Consider the following 13,588-nt stretch of genomic DNA (forward strand, 5'->3'; position numbering starts at 1 on the left):
AATCCGGTAACGAAAAAGAAGCCTCAGGCTGGGATACTATCTTCAGTAAAATGGATAAAAAGCTGTGAGACTGCTGCCTCGTACCCGCGACGAATTATTTGTGATTTTTCAGCGGATAAATGTAGGGGATTTGTAGAAGTGGCAGAACATCAACCACATTCTGAATCTTATAAGTGAAATTCCACCATAGAAACTCAGTCTCCTCATCATTATCTTTATATTGATCATATTCCAGATGGGGAGGGATAAAGATGACGGTGCCGGATCAATGTCATAGATTTGGTTCTGAACTCTGAGTTTGGCTGATCCTTTTCTTACATAAGTCATCATATAAAATTCTTTAATTATGTTCTTCCTATAGTTCATCTCAGTGCGATGATGGATATTGAACGTCAAAATTTTCAACTCAGCTGTTTCTCGCAAGTGAAGATTTCTATCCAATGCCTGCTCCAATAATGATGACCTTAGAGTTTTGGATTGTCTACACAAAATCCCAAAGTTTCGTTATCCAAGCATACGATGTCTGCCCCGATCTCCCGTATGATAACCTTCCATTCGCTAATGATCCCATCGTATTCCCGGCCCAACCGGTCCAATGCGTCCAAATACACTAGGTCCCCTTTGCAGATCATCATGTGCATGGCCTGATAGCGTGGCCGTTCAAAATCCTTGCCGCTCTGCTTATCAACTAAAATATAAACCTGTCTTCTATACCCAATTCCCGAAACTTCACGAGCTGCCGTTCTGGATTTTAATCTTTGGCCGATACCCGGCCATATGCCAGCTTCAAGCAATTCACTCTCCCTCGAATGCATCAAAATGTATAAAAGTATTTTGAGGGAAGTCTTCAATCATATCAGCGCCCATGTTCGATACGAGAATCGATATAATTGCCTGTCTATACCAGAGCAAAATGGCGATCGCTCCCGGTTCTATACCGTAGAGCGATCGCCATTTTGTCAGATAAACAGTTCTTTTATAGCATGGACAGCACGGCTTTTGGAACTTTACAAACGACGCTGTAGGCGGGGTTGAACACATTGGCCACCTCGTATTCCACAGCCTGGCCCAGGAGCAGGCTTGCTTCCGAGGCAGTCAGGCCGTAGTCTTTCGTCAGCATAGCCAGCATTTCCGTCGTTGCATGCTGCAGCGCTTGATCAAGCGGCCTGGCGTTGCCGATGCAAAACCAGTGCGTGTCCGATTCGCCTCGCGGCCAACCGATCGTTTTCCCCTTCAATACCTGAACAGTGAAACGGACGTCGAGCGATATTTCCACACCGGTGCCTACAATTTCCCCGCAGCCTTGAACGGCATGCCCGTCCCCAAGATGGAAGAGCGCTCCCTCCGCAAAAACCGGAAAATAGACGGTAACACCGGCTACAAGGCCTTTATAGTCCATATTCCCGCCGTATTCCCCGCTCGTTGCCGTTGAAATCGCCTGATCTTTCGGAGGAGCAACGCTAAAGCAGCCCAGAAACGGGCGCGCTTCCAGCTTCAATCCGGCCAAACCGGACGTCGGCTTTTCCAAAACAACCAAGGCTTGCTCAGCGTCCACAGACCAACGCACAATGTCGAATGGCGGCAAAGCTGCGGCAGCTATTGGATCGACGACGTTCGGCGCCAGCACGTTGAACGTCCAGCCTCAATCCCGGCTCGGCACCATCGACTCAAGCCGTACGGCAAGCGTATCGCCGGGCTGCGCCCCTTCCACATAGAATGGTCCCGTCATCGGATTGCCGCGCCCGGCCACGCTTTCCCCTCTGTAGTCCCAGCCTCTGGCGTCTACTGTGGATGTCACGACGAATCGCCGTCGGCAATTTTGAGCACGGATCGTGCGCCCCTATGGTGTTATGGTAATGCTTGGGTTGAAAGTGGTGTACAGCCATCGTTTCGCCTCCTTTAGATCGAGGAATTTTCCTTGGCTTTCACATTGCTTGAGAGCATCGACAATTTCGGTATTTTCAGTATAAGCGCAACCGCTAACAGCATACAACCGTTAATGGCGAACACAATCGTGATGGACATTTGCGAAGATCGACTTTGCATCAGACTTTAATGTGAAAAAACATTAGTTCAACTTATATAGATCAGGCCACTTTGTTATTTCATTACCGATTAAAGTTTTCTTGCTTTAAAAACGAAGGACAGGGTGATCCCAGCTAAATATAAAAGTACCTTGCCTTCTTTTTTCCAAACGGCCACGGGAACGCAAATCCCTTTTGTTGTTCACTTTTTTAAATTTGAATCACAGTAGGAATTTGATTCGCATAGGTCAGAAAATCATGGACATCCTGCCGAGGTTTTCATTTTCATATAACCAGTATTTCCCGATATGTCAACATGATGATCCAGCGATCTTCCATCAATCTCCTCGGAAGCCGTCATTTCGTCAACAAGGGAGCTGCGTAAACGGCGAACGTCCCGGACTGGCGGCAGCCCAAACATCCGCGCATATTCCCGGCTAAAATGCAATGGGCTCTCGTGATCCTGCTACCGCCTAGCTTTCCGCTGGTACGATAAGAAAAACCCGCACCATCAAGGCAAGGGCCAGCGACATTTTTAATTACAACTCACACACAACAAAAAAGAGGCCCGAAGGCCTCTTTTCCTAACTGCAGCGGCTGTAGCCGCAGTTGCTGCAATTTTTACAACCTTCGCTGTTAATCAGCGAAGCCGAGCCGCAGGACGGGCACAAGTCAAGAGACGTAGCCGCGCTGCGTGTTACCGCATATTGAGCGGTCGTTTCCATCACGACCTCCTGCGTCGCGGTGATGTAGTCATCCGCGCTGTCGGAGAAATCGCCGTGCATTTCGAGCGCCTTGGCGACAGCGTCGGCAATCGATTCGACGCGATTCGCGCCGAATCCGATCGCCCCGGAGCCGCCGATGCCCTTGAGGTGCTTGATCAGCAGTTGCACCTTGTTGCCATGATCGCCGTAACGCAGGAACAGCGAGCAGACGCGTCCGAGCGCTTCGGACATCGCGAAGACATCGGAACCGGCTTTGCCGACGTTCAAGAAAATTTCGCTCGGGCTGCCGTTCATATCGTTAATCGTAATGTAAGCCATCCCGAACGGGGTATTGAATTTATACGTCGCCCCGCGCAGAGCCTGCGGACGGCGTTTGTATTCCTTATCGAACACCTGCTCCGTCTTGGCGTCAATATTGACCGCCAGCGATTGGGACAGGTTGGTAAGCGACTTCTCCTCGCCCGCAGCGGCTGGCTCAGCTGCGGCCGGTTGTGCGGCCGGCTTCGCTTCCACAGCCTTATCTTCCTTCTTGTCCGTGCTCAGAACCTGCACGTCGCGGCTGCCGTCCCGATAAATCGTCACGCCTTTGCAGCCCAGATCGAAGGCAAGCTCGTACAGTTGCTTCGTTTCTTCAACCGTAAAGTCGGACGGGCAGTTCGCCGTCTTGGAGATCGAGCTGTCCACCCATTTTTGAATGGCGGCCTGTGCCCGAATATGATCTTCCGCTGACAAATCCATGGCGGTAACGAAATAGTCCGGCAGCTCTTCGTTCGGATGCTGGTCCTTCCATTCCTGAGCGATCGGCACGTACTGCTTGTCGAAGCCGAGACGGCTTTGACGGTAGTACTCGAACGCAAAGTACGGCTCGATACCTGTCGAGGTGCCCACCATCGTTCCCGTGCTGCCCGTCGGCGCTTGGGTAATGACCGTTACGTTGCGCATGCCCTTCTTCTGGATGGCGGCGCCCACTTCCGGGAAGACGGACGTGATATGCTTCATGAAGCCGCTCTGCAGGAACGGTTCCGCTTGGAACTGCTTGAAGGAGCCTTTCTCTTCCGCGATATCGGCAGAAGCCAGGTAAGCTTCCTTCGCCATGAAGCCGTACAGCTTATCGAGGAATTCGAGCGATTCCGGACTCCCGTAGCGGATGCCCAGCTTAATCATCAGCTCGGCAAGGCCCATAGAGCCGAGTCCGACACGGCGCTCGCCTTGCTGGTTCACCCGGTTTTGTTCAAAGTGATACGGCGTTTTGTCAATAACGTTATCCAGGAAACGCGTGGAATAATGGACGACCTTCGCAAGCTCGTCCCATGCCACGTCGTGATTATGCTCGTCGTAAAACTTGGACAGATTGATCGCGGACAGATTGCATACACCCCAAGCTGGCAATCCCTGCTCGCCGCAAGGGTTCGTGCAGATGATCGGGTTGAAGTACCAGCTGTTGGACATCTGGTTGTAGTATTCCATGAACACGACCCCGGGTTCCGCCGATTTCCATGCGGATTCGATAATCGTATGCCACACGTCGCGCGCTTTGACCGTACGGTAGTGATTTATTTTTTTTCCGGTCTTTCTCCACTTGTCCAAATCGCCGTCCCACAGCTCGTCATATTCGGGATCGGTCGTATCGGGATAGACCAATTCCCAATCCAGATCCTCTTTGACCGCCTTCATAAAGCCGTTGCTGACGCATACGGACAAGTTGGCATTCGTGATCTGGCCCATCGTTTGCTTCACGGTAATAAAATCGACCACGTCCGGATGCCAGTCGTTGATCATCAGCATCAGCGCGCCGCGGCGGCTTCCGCCTTGTTCGATCAAGCCGGTCGTATAACTGAACAGTCCGCCCCATGACACTGCACCGCTCGAAGAACCGTTGACGCCTTTGACAACGGAACGCCGTGGACGAAGCGAGGACAGGTTAATACCGACGCCGCCTCCGCGCGCCATAATTTCCGTCATTTCAGACAGCGTCGCCATGATACCTCCACGGCTATCATGCGGGGACGGAATGACGTAGCAGTTGAACAGCGTCAATTCGTCGCTTGCGTCCGCTCCTGCGGCGATCCGTCCGCCAGGCACAAGCTTCCAATCGTCGAGCACATAACGGAACTTGTCCGTCCATTCCTTGCGTTTCTCCGGAGTTGCTTCCACGGAAGCCATGGCAGCGGCCAAGCGGTCCCACATCTGCTGCGGTGTTTTTTCCAGCGTCAGCGTCAGCTTCTCGACGGAGGAATCGACAACCTCTCCGCTCCGCAGCTTGACTTTGACCCGGTTTCCTTGACGTTCAATGACTTCCCCTACTTCCTTGGCCGGAAACTTCGGATCGTCCTTCGTCAGCACCAGTACCGTATCTCCCACTTTCGTATTGCGGGTATCGGCATCCTTCATCGCATAACGGTCAAGAAATATTTTTTCGCTTAAGCCTTCCAATTTGGTCTGCTGCACGGTCTTCAAAACAACAACCTCCCGGAAATATTTTCAAAGATTAATCACAATATCTGGTATGCGAAATTCATTATACAATACAATATATTGTGTTACGAATAGGCAAAAAGCGGATTTAACGGCGTAGTGTGGAATACAAGCCCGCTAGCTTCTTTTTTCGCGGTCAGGCTCTCTTTTTCGTTGATGAAATCTTCATCTTTTTCGACAAAGCCGACCTAAATTGACGGAAAATTGGAACTATGCACGCTCAAAAACATGTCAAACCCAACCTTGAAAATCCGCCCTTTGCTTCGTTTTGACAATGAATCAGCCGATTGTTAGTCTAGTAATAGTATAACCGAATTCAGCAGTATTATCAAACGTATGTTCCCATTTCCAAAACCTACATGATACGGGAGGTGTACCCATGACTCCGATTTACCTGATCCAAGACAGACTCGTTCCCAAGGAAGAAGTTAGCGTCTCGCCGGACGACCGCGGGTACTATTTCGGCGACGGCATCTATGAAGTATTCCGCGTCTACGGAGGCAAGTTGTTCGAAGCTGAAGCGCATTTCAAACGGCTGGAACGCACGGCGGCCGCCGTCCGCATAGACCTGCCCGCTGCCTCAAGCGAATTGAAAAAGCAGCTGGAACAATTAATCGCCGCCAACTCGCTGATAGAAGGTACCGTCTACCTCCAAATTACCCGCGGTACCGCGCCCAGAGCCCATGCGATTCCCGCTCAGGCCGAGCCTGTCCTTATGGCTTATACGACCGAGGTGAAGCGTCCCGTTCACACGATGCAGCAGGGCATCGCCGTCGTCACAATGGAGGATATCCGGTGGCTGCGCTGCGACCTGAAGACGCTTAACCTACTGCCCAACACGTTGGCGAAGCAGCACGCGCTCGATCAAGGCGCAGACGACGTCGTATTACACCGCAGCGGATTGGTCACGGAGTGCAGCGCCTCCAACGTGATGATCGTCAAAGAAGGCGCGATCATTACCCATCCCGCCGACAACCTGATCCTGCACGGGATCACGCGCGCCGTCGCGCTGCGTCTGGCCCGCGAGCTCGGCATCCCGGTCGCCGAAACGCCGTTCACGCTGGAGGATCTCCGGCAGGCTGAGGAAGTGTTCGTCACCGGTACCACCATCGAAGTGACGCCCGTCATTTCCGTCGACGGCCTTCCCGTTGCCTCGGGCAATCCGGGTCCGGTCACGCGCCGCCTGCAGCAAGCCTTCGAGCAGGCCATCACCTCCTCCATCCCCCAATAACGAATAAAAAACCTTCGGAGCGCTATCTCCGAAGGTTCCACTCTTCATTGCCGTATTTTTCTTCCGCCAGCCGTTCCGCCAGCTCCTGCTCGTACGCAGTCAGCTCTCCCGGAACCAGCTTTACGCCCAATCCTTCGGCCATGCCGGCCAGAAACGCTTCTTCCGTCTGTGCCAGCCCGGCTGGAGGTTGTCCGACGCTGCGTAGCAGATCGTTGATCGCGACCGCCTTCCGCAAAAACTGCTGTTTCATCCGTTCCATGATCCGTTCGTTCTTGAACCTCAGTAGCCGGAACAGCTGATCTGCATCGAGATCGAGCAAAATCGACCCGTGCTGCAGCACAACGCCCTTCTGCCGCGTCTGCGCACTGCCGGCCACCTTGCGCCCCTCCACGACAAGCTCGTACCAGGAAGGCGAGTCGAAGCAGGCCGCCGAGCCCATCGACTCGTACTTGCTCTTGTCCTCCTCGCTTTCGAGCTGTACCATATCAGCCGCCAGTCCGAGCTTGCGGAATCCGAGCAGCAGCCCTTCGCTCAGCACCCGATACGCTTCCGTCACGCTTCGCGGAATGCCGGGGTAATCCTCGGACACAATGATGCTGTACGTCAGCTCCTTGTCGTGGAGCACCGCCCTTCCTCCGGTCGCCCGGCGGACGAAGCCGATGCCTTCGCGCTCCAGCGCATCGAAATCGATCTCTTCCTTCGCCTTCTGAAAATAACCGATCGACAACGTCGGAGGATTCCAGCCGTAAAACCGCACGGTGGGCGGCGCCGCTCCTTCGCCGTGAGCAGTCAGAATCGCTTCGTCTACCGCCATATTGTAAGCCGGCGAACCATAGCCGGACCGAATCCATCGCCATTCCTGCATCATCCGCGATCCCTCCCTTTTTCTGTCGCCACCGGCCGTAAAACCGGCTCACTTTACCGTTTAACGGTCAGGCATTTTGCCGCCCGCAAACCGGGAACCTGCATCTCCCGGTCGGGTTTGTCGGCCCCGCCGGGCTTCACGAATGCAATCGCGCCGTCTTCCCCGAGCGCTACAAATTCGTCCCCGCTCTTATCCAGCGCCACCGGCCGGTGATCCCAAGCCAGATGCGTCTGCTTGCGCGTTTTTAAGTCCAGCACGGACAGCGGCTTCTCGATATCCGGATGAGCTCCGGTCGCATCGAAGCGCGCGATCAGCATTTTCCCGTTCAGCGCTTGCATTGCGTACGAGTACGGCCGGGTATTGGAAACAAAATGGTGCGCCAGCTCGTAGGGCTCCTGCTTCGGGTCCCAGCGGTAAATTTTGTTCGACCATTCGGTCTTGCTGCGCTGTGAAATCATCATATATAGGTCGCCGCCGGAATCGGCTTCCACTTGATCGAGCGGGTACCGCCGGGCCTCGGCGATGAGCTTGCCCCATTCTCCCGTCTCCAAGTCGACCTTATACACATTCGAGCTTGTCGTCGCATTGTTCGACGTCACAAGCCACAGGTCTTTGCCCCGTCCGGTAATGTCCTCGATGCCGCCCGGCAGCGTCCATTCCTTGATCCACTTGTGTTCCTTCAACTGATAAATGCCGACCTTGGCATGGTCGCCGTCTTTCTGCGCCGTTTTATCGGCGGAAGCGAGAAACATCAGGTCCCCGTAAATGTAGCTGAGCTTGGGCGAGAAACCCGGCGTCGGATACATCGTGAAGCTGTCGCTCCTGCTATCCCGCAAGTAAAAACCTCGGGACGCCTTCGGATCGGACGGCGGAAATACGGTGATCGCCATGTGCTCTCCCGTATAACTGACCGAACTGACCGGCTGCTCCGTCTGCAGCACCTCCCGGGCTTCGTTCGTTTTGCTGTTGACGCTGAATACCCGGTTCTCTCCGGCTACGAGCAGATCGCCCGTCTCGTCCAAAGCTTTGGACGCTTCCGCATCGACCGGCGTCGTGCGGGGCTTGGCGTCCGAACCGAATATAGAACATCCGGCGCAGGCCGCAGTCAACAGAAGCGTGAGACAGATACGAAAGCGTCTGCTCAAAGATAGCTCTCCCTTTCTTTACCGTCCTGTCACCTCAGAAATCGAGAGCCCGGCGTCCGTCCGCCAGGCCCCATCCCTTTCATCATATAGCATTGCCGGTTCGTTTGAAAGACTTTATTTTCGTGCATACTAAAAATTGACTCGATTCGTTACCCGATGGAAAAGGAGCGCGTCCGATGCAATCCACCGAGCGAAAAGAACACGTGCGTCAATTGAATGAGCATGTTCAGCTGTATTTTGAACGGGATTGGTTCGAGGAACTGCACGGCCGGGCGCAGCGCAACGGTCCGTGGGATGACTGGACGATGTTCCGGCTGGCCGAGGAGGCCGAGCAATCGGGGCTGATCCGCAGCTTCGACGAGCTCCAATGCTTGTCGCATTTGCCGAATCTGGTGCCGATGGACCATCAGATCGATACCGCCAAAAAAGTATTGACCGAAATGCGCGGACGGGCCATTCTCGCGGACGAGGTCGGGCTCGGCAAAACGATCGAGGCCGGACTCATTCTCAAGGAGTACATGATCCGCGGACTTGTCCGCAAAGTGCTCATTCTCGTGCCCGCTTCGCTGGTGCTGCAGTGGGTGCGCGAGCTGAACCAGAAATTCGGCATTTCGGCCGTTGCCCAGAAGAAAGAATACATGTGGGCCGCAAACGATGTCATCGTCGCCTCGATGGATACAGCCAAGCGCGACCCTCACCGGGACATCGTGCTCGGGCTGGAATACGATATGCTAATCGTAGATGAGGCCCACAAGCTGAAGAACAAAAAGACGACCAACTACCAATTCATCAACGAGCTGCGCAAAAAGTACTGCCTGCTGCTGACGGCGACGCCGGTGCAGAACGACTTGAAAGAGCTGTATAACCTGATTACCCTGCTCAAACCGGGGCAGCTTGGCGGCCAGGGCAGCTTTCAGGCAAATTTCGTCGTGGACAAACGGATTCCGAAGAACGAAGAGCAGCTTCAGCACGAGCTGAGCAAGGTCATGATCCGCAACCGGCGCAGTGACGGCAACGTGAATTTCACCAAACGGATCGTGCGCAATATTCCTTTGCAGCTCTCGCCCGAAGAGCAGGCGCTGTACGACGGCGTGACCAACTTCGTCCGCGGGCGTTACGAGGAGTCCGGCGGCGATATCGGCAGCATTTTGTCGCTTGTCACGCTGCAGCGCGAGGTGTGCTCCAGCCGGGATGCGGTATTTATCACGCTCGTCAATTTGTTCAAGAAAACCGAAGAGAACTCGCCGCTCCGCGCCAAAATCTGGGAGCTCGTCGAGCTGATCCGCAGCATCAAAGCGAATACGAAGGCCGAAAAAGTGATGGAGCTGATCGGCGACATCGGGGAAAAAGTGATTATTTTCACGGAGTACCGCGCGTCTCAGGAATATTTGCTGCAATATTTGAAAGATCGGAAAATTTCGGCCGTCCCTTACCGAGGCGGTATGAACCGGGGCAAAAAAGACTGGATGATGGACTTGTTCCGCAACCGGGCCCAAGTGCTGATCGCCACCGAAGCGGGGGGCGAAGGCATCAATCTGCAATTTTGCCACCATATGATCAACTTCGACCTTCCGTGGAACCCGATGCGGGTAGAGCAGCGGATCGGCCGAGTGCACCGGCTCGGTCAGCAGGAGGACGTCAAAATCTACAACCTGTCTACCCTTGGCACCATCGAGGAGCATATCTTATCGCTGCTGCACGAGAAAATCAACATGTTCGAGCTGGTCATCGGCGAGCTGGATACGATTCTGGAGCGGTTCGAGAAAAAAACGTCGCTCGAATCTCATCTGGCCAAAATGATCTTGTCTTCGCGCAGCCAGGAGGACATCCACCGGCAGCTTGACGAACTGGGACGCTCGTTCATCGTCGTCCGCTCCGAGGTGGAGCAGGAATCGCAGGAGAACCTGCGGCTGCAAAGCGTGCTGAACGCGGTAGGCAGCCCCATCCCCGGGCAGGACCACGGCGGGGAGGAGGCCCGGCTATGACGATGACGGCGGACCAAATCCGCTCCTTCGTGCAGCGCTATCTGGAAGCGGAACAGTGCGACATTATGGAGAAGCATCCGGCCTACGTGACCGTGAAGCTGTCGCCCTCCGCCGACAAGGATTTGAACCACCGCCCTTATTATTGGAGCTTTGTCGAACGGACCGGCGTTACCCCGGAGACGATGACGTGCACCTTCGTCTTCGACCCGGAGGCCTACCGCGAGCTACAGCCTCACGGCCCTCCCGGCGGGCCGCAGCCCGGCGTCAGCACCGCCGCTCCCGGGCTCGCGGGCACGACTGGGACGTCGGCCGCCGGGGCGACGGCCGGCCAGCCCTCTGCCGGAAGCCCCGCAGGAGCTGCGGCGCAGACAGGCGCAGCTCCCGGCGGAGCACAGCCGCAGGGAGACAGCATCCTCGGCCGCTACTTCGGCTTCGTGCCGACGTCGTTTACCGCGCGCATTCCACGGGACGAAGTCACCTATGGCAGCCGGCGGCTGGAGCAGCTTTTTGCCGCCGTCCGGGCCAAGGGCAAGTATGTCCGGCTGTTCGAGCAGCATGTGCCGGAGCAGCCCCGGCGATCCGCAACCGTACCTTACGATACTTGGCTCGCCGTCAATTACAAGGTGGAGCTGGCTTGCGATATGAAGCGCAGCGAAATTCACTCTCTGGCCATCCAGTTGCAAACAGGCGTGATCCGCGAGCGGTTCATGGATTGGATCGCTCCGCTCGCTTTTACGCCGCAGCTGCCCGCTCACGTCTACATTACCCCGGACCGGATTGCGCTGCCCCGCGCGGTGCTCTACCTGGAGGAGCATCTGGAAAGCAAGCTGGCCAGGTACGACCACCGCTGGGCGAAGGAAGCTCAGCTTCGGCTCGCGGATGAACAAGCCCGCATCCGCGATTATTACGAGGCGCTGCTTAAGACCGCTGAGCTCGATCAACGCCCGGACATCGAGGCGCAGTACGCCGGCCGCTCCCGGGAAATCGAATGGCAGTACCGCCCGCGCATCCGAATATCCGCCATCAACTGCGGATTGTTCCATGTTTCCTCTGCGAAACCGCCCGCGTACTGACGAACGGGCGCGAAACGGTGCGTTTTTCAGGGGAAAGTATTTTTGGACAGACTACAGGTTCTAACAATCTTTTCGGCGCATACCTTGTACAATAAAGGCATATTCGCAGCGGAATGCGCATAATGCCGATCTCAGGCCAACGACTCCTAAGCGAAGCAGGTGAAACTATGAAAAAGCTTACGTTCGCGCTCGTCTCGCTGCTGCTCGGCACAAGCCTGCTTGCAGCCTGGCCGCTCGAATCGCCTCCCGCGCATGCAGTGGAGGAAACGAAGCCATCGGCTCCTCCATCCGCGCCATCGAAGGAACCGGCAACCGACATTGCCGGCCCGACGCTGCAAGCGGCCGTGGAGCGGTTTATGAAGCAGCTCGCGCTCCAACCCGGCTTCGAGCCGTGGCAGCAAGCGTCCTGGACAAGCTATCCGCTCGGTCCGGGCATGCACGGCTGGGTCATCATCGTAAGCGCCGAAGGCTCGGAAGCGGGCTATCTGGTTATCCACGCCGGAGAACCGGATACATACAAGCTGACCGAGTACGGCAAAGGCTCCTACCCGTTATTCAGCTTGCAAACGCTGCATCGAAGCTTGGTGCAGCTTGAACTTATCGAATATCCGCATCAAATCGAGAGATTATACTTCGGTCCGCTGCAGGCTCTCTGGAAAATTACCGTGCAGAACGCGGACCGCATCTGGTATATCGACGCCAAAACTGGCGAGGAACTGCCATTCGCCAGCGACGCTAAGCTGCCCAAGAGTAAACCGGCGCCAGCGCCGAATGTCCAGGCATTCACCAATACCGATGCGAAGCATACGATACAGGAAAGCGGACAATCGGAGCCCGCGGAGCCTTATGCCCGGCTGCCGTGGGTACAAAGCAAATCAGGCAAGCCATTGCCCTTCGACGATCTGAAGCAGTTGATCGCTCAAGGCAGCAAGCCGGTGTACGCCGCCGAGCTTTACGAAGGCAGCGTCACCGTGCCGCTTCCCGTCGCAGGCTTTCAAGTATGGTCCAGCGGGGATCGCTTCGTGCAATTCCGGCAGGACGACGACCGTTTTCTTCCCTACGAGGCGCTGCAGCATCTCGGCAGCTTTTACCCTTAACCTACGGTTTTCTCCTCTTCCCTATATAGAAAAGCTTCCCGCCTGTCGGCAAGAAGCTTTTCCTTTTTTTTATTCAGGCACTGTTGATTCACCGCTCCGCTCTTTTGCCCAGGCTTCTCCCGAGACGCCGGGCGCCCTCGCGCAAAGGCTTCGTCCACATACCGATGGCCACCGGCAGCATGCCGAACCAGCGGTACTGCCATGGCTCCTTGCCTTCCCTCCGGTCCGCCCGCACCTGCCTGCGCACTTCCTTCGGCATCTCGATGTACCGGACGAACCGCTCCGTTACATATTTCACAAGCTCGTCGCTTTTTGCCACGTTGCCGTTCACCTCTACATCCCAGTATAAACCGCACCCGGTTGCGGCAAACCTGTCTTCGTCCTATAATGAAGTCGAGCGTAAAATCGCGGTCCGGTTGGTAGCCCAGATGCACGGGATCTCCCGGCTTTTCGAGATGCAAGCCCGTGTCATATCCTTCCCCCCTCGGGATGTCCATCGCTCGCAAGACGTAAGGAGGGGAAAGCATGAAGCTTACCGTTTATTTTGAAGGTGAATTTTGGGTAGGTGTGACGGAACACGAAGCGGACGGCAAGGTCAAAGCCACTCGTTACGTGTTCGGCCCGGAGCCGTACGACGCCGAGGTGATGGAGTTCGTGCAGTTTCGGATGCTGCCGCTGCTCGCGCAAACGTCGATGGGCGTCAGCGTCGATGCCTTGGCCCGGCGGGGCCGCGTCAACCCGAAACGGCTCGCCCGCGAAGCCGCCCGCGAGATGGATCGCAAAGGCATCCGCAGCGCAGCGCAGGAAGCGCTGAAGCTCGATCTGGAGCACCGCAAGAAGACGCGCAAGATCGTCTCCCGGGAGCAGCGGGAAGCCGAGAAGGAACGCAAACGCGAAATCGCCATTCAAAAAGCGAAAGCCAAGCACCGCGGCCGGTAACGGTCGCGTGCAAAAAAACACCCGGATGC

At 55.6% G+C, this 13,588-nt stretch carries 12 protein-coding genes and 1 pseudogene; 5 read left to right on the top strand and 8 right to left on the bottom strand.

Translation table 11 applies throughout. From position 1 onward, the window contains the following. Positions 1 to 464: 464 nt before the first annotated feature. The 5 genes and pseudogenes from NI000_RS31755 to NI000_RS31775 form a co-directional block, all read right to left on the bottom strand. Complete coding sequence (locus tag NI000_RS31755) at positions 465 to 794, bottom strand: recombinase family protein (protein ID WP_375541022.1); 330 nt, start codon at positions 792 to 794, stop codon at positions 465 to 467. Between the two features lie 182 nt (positions 795 to 976). Continuing rightward, entirely contained in the window at positions 977 to 1,627 is a 651-nt protein-coding gene (locus NI000_RS31760; RefSeq protein ID WP_253415340.1) for an acetamidase/formamidase family protein, read from the bottom strand. A 15-nt stretch (positions 1,628 to 1,642) separates the two neighbouring features. Next, positions 1,643 to 1,798 (bottom strand): acetamidase/formamidase family protein, encoded by a 156-nt coding sequence (locus tag NI000_RS31765; RefSeq protein WP_253415341.1) that lies wholly within the window; start codon positions 1,796 to 1,798, stop codon positions 1,643 to 1,645. A 596-nt stretch (positions 1,799 to 2,394) separates the two neighbouring features. Further along, positions 2,395 to 2,484 (bottom strand): annotated as a pseudogene (locus NI000_RS31770) (AraC family transcriptional regulator); the annotation flags it as partial. A gap of 124 nt (positions 2,485 to 2,608) precedes the next feature. Further along, a complete protein-coding gene (locus NI000_RS31775; protein ID WP_253415342.1) occupies positions 2,609 to 5,206 on the bottom strand; it encodes an adenosylcobalamin-dependent ribonucleoside-diphosphate reductase in 2,598 nt (865 codons plus the stop codon). Between the two features lie 397 nt (positions 5,207 to 5,603). Here NI000_RS31775 and dat point away from each other — a divergent pair, with 397 nt between their 5' ends. Beyond that, a complete protein-coding gene (dat, locus tag NI000_RS31780; protein WP_253415343.1) occupies positions 5,604 to 6,455 on the top strand; it encodes a D-amino-acid transaminase in 852 nt (283 codons plus the stop codon). A 22-nt stretch (positions 6,456 to 6,477) separates the two neighbouring features. Here dat and NI000_RS31785 read toward each other — a convergent pair whose 3' ends face one another. Beyond that, entirely contained in the window at positions 6,478 to 7,320 is an 843-nt protein-coding gene (locus tag NI000_RS31785; RefSeq protein WP_253415388.1) for a lipoate--protein ligase family protein, read from the bottom strand. 53 nt (positions 7,321 to 7,373) lie between these two features. Beyond that, the gene (locus tag NI000_RS31790; protein WP_253415344.1) at positions 7,374 to 8,465 is read right to left on the bottom strand and encodes a hypothetical protein; all 1,092 of its coding nucleotides are present in this window, start codon (positions 8,463 to 8,465) and stop codon (positions 7,374 to 7,376) included. Positions 8,466 to 8,641: 176 nt separating this feature from the next. Here NI000_RS31790 and NI000_RS31795 point away from each other — a divergent pair, with 176 nt between their 5' ends. The 3 genes from NI000_RS31795 (at position 8,642) to NI000_RS31805 (ending at position 12,620) form a co-directional block, all read left to right on the top strand. After that, positions 8,642 to 10,450 (top strand): DEAD/DEAH box helicase, encoded by a 1,809-nt coding sequence (locus NI000_RS31795; RefSeq protein ID WP_253415345.1) that lies wholly within the window; start codon positions 8,642 to 8,644, stop codon positions 10,448 to 10,450. Next, positions 10,447 to 11,523: a YqhG family protein gene (locus NI000_RS31800; RefSeq protein WP_309247951.1), complete on the top strand. Its 1,077-nt coding sequence runs from the start codon at positions 10,447 to 10,449 to the stop codon at positions 11,521 to 11,523. The genes NI000_RS31795 and NI000_RS31800 overlap by 4 nt, the downstream gene beginning before the upstream one ends. A 167-nt stretch (positions 11,524 to 11,690) precedes the next feature. Further along, positions 11,691 to 12,620, top strand: coding sequence for a hypothetical protein (locus tag NI000_RS31805; RefSeq protein WP_253415346.1), 930 nt, complete (start codon positions 11,691 to 11,693; stop codon positions 12,618 to 12,620). An 88-nt stretch (positions 12,621 to 12,708) separates the two neighbouring features. Here NI000_RS31805 and NI000_RS31810 read toward each other — a convergent pair whose 3' ends face one another. Beyond that, the gene (locus tag NI000_RS31810; RefSeq protein WP_036684191.1) at positions 12,709 to 12,939 is read right to left on the bottom strand and encodes a YqzE family protein; all 231 of its coding nucleotides are present in this window, start codon (positions 12,937 to 12,939) and stop codon (positions 12,709 to 12,711) included. Positions 12,940 to 13,145: 206 nt separating this feature from the next. Here NI000_RS31810 and NI000_RS31815 point away from each other — a divergent pair, with 206 nt between their 5' ends. Continuing rightward, positions 13,146 to 13,559 carry a YjdF family protein gene (locus NI000_RS31815; RefSeq protein WP_253415347.1) on the top strand — a complete coding sequence of 138 codons (414 nt, stop codon included), beginning with the start codon at positions 13,146 to 13,148 and terminating at the stop codon, positions 13,557 to 13,559. Positions 13,560 to 13,588: the final 29 nt, after the last annotated feature.

Origin of the sequence: Paenibacillus tyrphae (genome assembly GCF_024158745.1) — a bacterium.
Lineage (GTDB): Bacteria > Bacillota > Bacilli > Paenibacillales > NBRC-103111 > Paenibacillus_G > Paenibacillus_G tyrfis_A.